Origin of the sequence: Methylobacterium sp. E-046 (genome assembly GCF_022829625.1) — a bacterium.
Classification (GTDB): Bacteria; Pseudomonadota; Alphaproteobacteria; order Rhizobiales; family Beijerinckiaceae; genus Methylobacterium; species Methylobacterium longum.
The window spans coordinates 1-4238 of the sequence record NZ_JAKSYP010000137.1; the positions used below are offsets into that span (position 1 = coordinate 1).

A 4238-nucleotide genomic window follows, 5' to 3' on the forward strand; every position below is an offset into this window, starting at 1 on the left:
GCGGCTTCTGCCGGCTTGGTTCGAGGACTACAACACCATCCACCCGCACTCCGGCTTGCGCATGCTCTCGCCCCGAGAGTACCTCAGCCGGAGTGCCTAAACCCGCCCGCTGCCTGTCCGGTCAAACAGGGTGCACTCCACGCGGTATCCTCTCTGCGGGCCGTCATCACGACCTACGGGGATGAGGTGACCATCTCTGCGCTTCAGTGCGTGACCGAGACCGGCGACGGAAATCCGCACATGTTGAAGGGCGTCCTGATCCGAGCCCTCGCCGAGGTCCTGTCCCAGCGGCCCATGTGGCGCGAGTCCGGAGACGCGCTGTTCCGCGCCTACGATGACATCGACTACCAAGAGCAGATCGACCTCGCGCATCAAGACGCGCGGGTGGGCGTGAGCACCCCGTTGAGCGCTCTGACCCGCCGGCTCGGAGCTTGGCTCGATGAGCGCTCGCTACCGCTTAGCTCCGCCAAGATGGCTGTCGCTGCCGAGTAGCATGTAGACCGGGCGAGCCGTGAGGGTATGGCCGCCCGGTCGGTCGCAAACTTAGCAGTTATCGGCGCCGGGCTTCACGGGCTGACCCTCGGGGGCTTTCTTCGAGCCGTCATCCTTCATGCCGGCTCCCGTGTTGTTCATCGCGCCGACCGTGCCGGGGGACTCCGCCTTCGCGCCCGGGGTCACCTTGCCAGTCGAACCCCCATCGACATTCGAGCTGCTATCCTTTCCGGTAGCCGCATTCGTCGTCGTGCCGACATTGCACGGTGCAGCAACAGCAAGGCTCGCTGACAGCGTGAGCATTGTGGCGGCGGTGGCGATCTTCAGGATCTTGGACATGTTTCCTCCGGGTTCTTAGACCCGAGGAAAGAGCATTCGATGATCGGAGTTCCAATCGGCGCCGTGCGGCAACTGCTCGTGTTGAGGTTGCTTACCCCTTCCGCTCCCGGAACCGGATCCCGGCCCCGCCGCCGTTCTCGGGGATGAACTCCAGGCCGGCTGCTTCGAGAGCGCGCTCGATATCGGCCAGCGTGCGATCGTAGGGCGTCCGCTTCCCAGCCTCAAAATCGGCAAGGGTCTTCTTGGACACGTTCGACACCTTCGCGAGGTGATCCTGCGTCCATTCCAGAAGCGCGCGGCCAGCTCGGCACTGGTCCCGTGTCATTGCCATTTTTGCGCAACCCTACGCTTTTGGAGTTGAGTGATCTGGGGTGAAGTTATATCAAAAGAGCAAGGTTGCTTCAAGCGAGCTTTGCCATGTCCCTCCAGCGCCGCATCTCCTGGAACGCCGCCCTCCGCAATGTGCGCGACGACCGCGCCAAGATCCCCGCCGGCATGCTCGGCGCCCGCGCCCTGGTTCAGCTCGGCGCCCGCACCCGCCCCCTCGTCGTCGCCGGTCAGTACGACCGCGCCGCCATCATGGCCGCCGCCTGCAAGGCTGGCGGATCAGGCAAGGTCAGCGAATGAGCCAAAATCCGTCGACCGACGATGCAGCCGTCCCCTCCTTCGCAGGCTGAGATCCGGGAGCGCGCCTACGAGCGCAAGCGCAAGCGCATCCAACGCGTTGCGTCTTCAAGGGTATCGAACACCGGAGCACGCACACCTGCCAGCCGCCCTAATCCGACCTCCATAAACCAAGCACCCCGACGCTCGTGCCAGGGTGCGTCGAGACGCACCAGAACCGCCACGAGCAGCCCGTTGACCATGGCAAGCATGCCGGTCTGATCCGGGCTTCGGGTGTCGACGGAGATAGACTGGAGAACGACAAGGGGCTCGACGTTGTCATGGCCCACCAACTACCCGCCCTGGACGCTGCTCAGCCACGGCACCTGCCGGCGGCCACTCCAACGCGCGTTCCTGAGGTGGAGGTAGTTGGGATTGAAGCCACAGTACGCTTTAAGTTGCTCTACGTCCAGGATCGTCAGGACCCGGTGCTTCAGCGTGATGAGGTCGAGCCCACGCAACTCCCGTAGCGTGCGGCTGACCTGCACGTCCGATAAGCCCATTGTGTCGGCGACGTCGGTCTGGGTGAATGGGAACGCGTAGCTGTTGTTGGTGACACGTCCCACCGCCTCCAGGCGCAACAACAGCTCGCAAAACAGGTGCGCAATCCGCTTATCGGCCTGCCGGCTGCCGATGTTGACCAGCCACTCGCGCAGCACAGCTTCGTCGACGAGGGCACACCACATCAACGCCCGCGTCACCTGTGGATGGTGAGACGTGATCTCCTCAATGGCTTGCCGGGGGATCTCGACCGCTTGGCAGGGGGAGATCGTGCCGATGGCATGGTCCATCTGGTCGAGGATGAACACGTTGAGGTCGCAGAAATCGCCCGGCACGAAGAAGGCCATGATCTGGCGCTGGCCGTCCGGCAGGACCTTGTAGCGGCAGGCGTAGCCGTCGAGGATGAGATGCACGTTGCTGGGAACATCACCTTCCTGGATTAAATCCGTCCGCGCTCCCACCTGCCGCACCCGCGGAGCAAACGCCCGCAAGGCCGCGCGATCAGCCTCAGTAAGTTCCTCGAAGCTCTCAAGCTTGCGGATTAGCGCATCTTGCATCGGACCACGGCTGCGAAGGATGATCTCTCACCCTATGTCCCACCTGGGACAGAAATCCCCATCATAAGACGGATTTTTGCAGCCATCAGACGGTAAGTGGCTGAAGCCGTAGGACAGCTCACACCAAGATACACCGGAACGGAGCCTCGAAGTGCCCCGATCGGGTAGAGAGCGCTATAGTCTCCGTCGGCGCAGCCGCGGTCTTAGACACTGCGGGCGATGAGGATGCTGTCAGAGATTTCCTTGCTGCAGCCGTCGTTGCGACTCTTCTATCCTGAGCCACATCGCCGTGATCGCCAGCCTAGTCGCGAACCCGTAACGGCTGGCAGTGTTGAGCCGCAGCGTCGTTAGGCCTCTGAGCAGGAGGGGCTTAGATGGCGCGGTTTGACCTGACGGACGCGCAGTGAGCGAAGATCGAGCCGCCGTTGCCGACAGACGTGCGCGGTAAGGAGCACGTGGAAAATCGGGGGGTACTGAACGGGATCTTTTAGCAGCAGCCTGAGATCAATGACGTGTGTGTCACTTATCGGTATGCGCTCAATGCAGTTAACGCAGGACTAGTCTCGGCATAGCCTTTCTGCGGCATGGTGGCCCTCGAACTCATTCGCGCCCTAGCTGGCAATGCCACAGTCGGTATCGTCGTCACTGAGGCGGCAACTGGGCCGCCCGGCCCAACCATCGGTTATGCCAACGCCGCCTTCGGGCTTCTCGTCGGGCGCAGTCTCGACGACATCCTCGGGCAAAGTCCGCGTTTCAGCAGGTTAGAGAAACACATCGAACTGCCATCGACGCGTTCAGGCGGGCTCTTGCCTCCGGTGAGCGCTTCCATGGCTATCTCACCAACTACCGGGCCGACGGCACTAAGTACCGCGCCGAGGTCGATTGCCGCCCGTTGCGCGCCACTGATGGACGCATCGAAAACTTCGTTTCGTTCGAGTGAGAGGTGCTTCGGCACACCGGCCGCCCCGTCACCAGCGTAATCGGACGCTACGAGCCCCCCAGCGTAAGTAACGCCTCGTTAGCCGGACTGCTGCGTGCACTCGACGTGTTTGAACACGCTTGAGTTGAGTTCCTGCGGACAGAGTGCACGGACAATCACGGTATAAAGCAGTCATATGACGGTTTATTGCTTTTTTGTTCAGACATTGTGTCTTTTAACGATTAAGTAAGATACATGAAACAATATTGTACTTAAATTTATACTTTAAAAGGTTCGGCGGCGACCTGAAGGCACTCGTAGCTGGTCTCCGTGCCGCTGTCGAACTGCCGCTAACGATCGCCAGGAGACGATGACCATGTTCGGTGGAACGCGGACGCATGCCGATCTCGTCGCTAAGTTCGACGCCTTGAACCAATCGCAAGCCGTCATCGAGTTCCAGCCCGACGGCACCATCCTCACCGCCAACGCCAATTTCTTGACGGCGGTGGGCTACACCCTGTCCGAGGTGCAGGGGCAGCACCACGCGATGTTCGTCGAGGCGGCCTACCGAGATAGCGCCGAGTACCGCACCTTCTGGAGTGACCTGCAGCGGGGCAGCTTCAAGGCCGCCGAGTTCAAGCGCGTCGCCAAGGGCGGGCGGACCGTCTGGATCCAGGCGAGCTACAACCCGGTGCTGGACCGCGCCGGACGGGTCGTGAAGGTCGTCAAGTTCGCCGCCGACATCACCGCGCAGAAGCAGCGCATGC

7 protein-coding genes and 1 pseudogene are annotated in these 4238 nt (G+C 61.8%); 5 read left to right on the forward strand and 3 right to left on the reverse strand.

Features of this window, described 5'->3' with window-relative positions:
• On the forward strand, positions 1-100 hold a 100-nt coding region (locus tag MKK82_RS12540), incomplete at its 5' end, for an integrase core domain-containing protein (protein ID WP_243985556.1).
• A 140-nt stretch (positions 101-240) separates the two neighbouring features.
• The gene (locus MKK82_RS12545) at positions 241-492 is read left to right on the forward strand and encodes a hypothetical protein (protein ID WP_243985891.1); all 252 of its coding nucleotides are present in this window, start codon (positions 241-243) and stop codon (positions 490-492) included.
• A 51-nt stretch (positions 493-543) separates the two neighbouring features.
• Here MKK82_RS12545 and MKK82_RS12550 read toward each other — a convergent pair whose 3' ends face one another.
• Complete coding sequence (locus tag MKK82_RS12550) at positions 544-831, reverse strand: hypothetical protein (protein WP_243985892.1); 288 nt, start codon at positions 829-831, stop codon at positions 544-546.
• A gap of 91 nt (positions 832-922) precedes the next feature.
• On the reverse strand, positions 923-1162 hold the full coding sequence (locus tag MKK82_RS12555) for a helix-turn-helix transcriptional regulator (RefSeq protein WP_243985893.1): 240 nt from the start codon (positions 1160-1162) through the stop codon (positions 923-925).
• Between the two features lie 86 nt (positions 1163-1248).
• On the opposite strand from MKK82_RS12555, the gene MKK82_RS12560 reads away from it, so the two are divergent.
• A complete protein-coding gene (locus tag MKK82_RS12560) occupies positions 1249-1458 on the forward strand; it encodes a hypothetical protein (protein ID WP_243985894.1) in 210 nt (69 codons plus the stop codon).
• A 329-nt stretch (positions 1459-1787) separates the two neighbouring features.
• Here the strand turns inward: MKK82_RS12560 and MKK82_RS12565 are convergent, their stop codons facing one another.
• On the reverse strand, positions 1788-2552 hold the full coding sequence (locus tag MKK82_RS12565; protein ID WP_243985895.1) for a Crp/Fnr family transcriptional regulator: 765 nt from the start codon (positions 2550-2552) through the stop codon (positions 1788-1790).
• Between the two features lie 374 nt (positions 2553-2926).
• Here MKK82_RS12565 and MKK82_RS12570 point away from each other — a divergent pair.
• Both MKK82_RS12570 and MKK82_RS12575 read left to right on the forward strand, forming a co-directional pair.
• Positions 2927-3040, forward strand: a pseudogene (locus MKK82_RS12570) (IS5/IS1182 family transposase); the annotation flags it as partial.
• A gap of 807 nt (positions 3041-3847) precedes the next feature.
• A partial coding sequence (locus MKK82_RS12575) for a PAS domain-containing protein (RefSeq protein ID WP_243985896.1) occupies positions 3848-4238 on the forward strand: 391 nt, incomplete at its 3' end.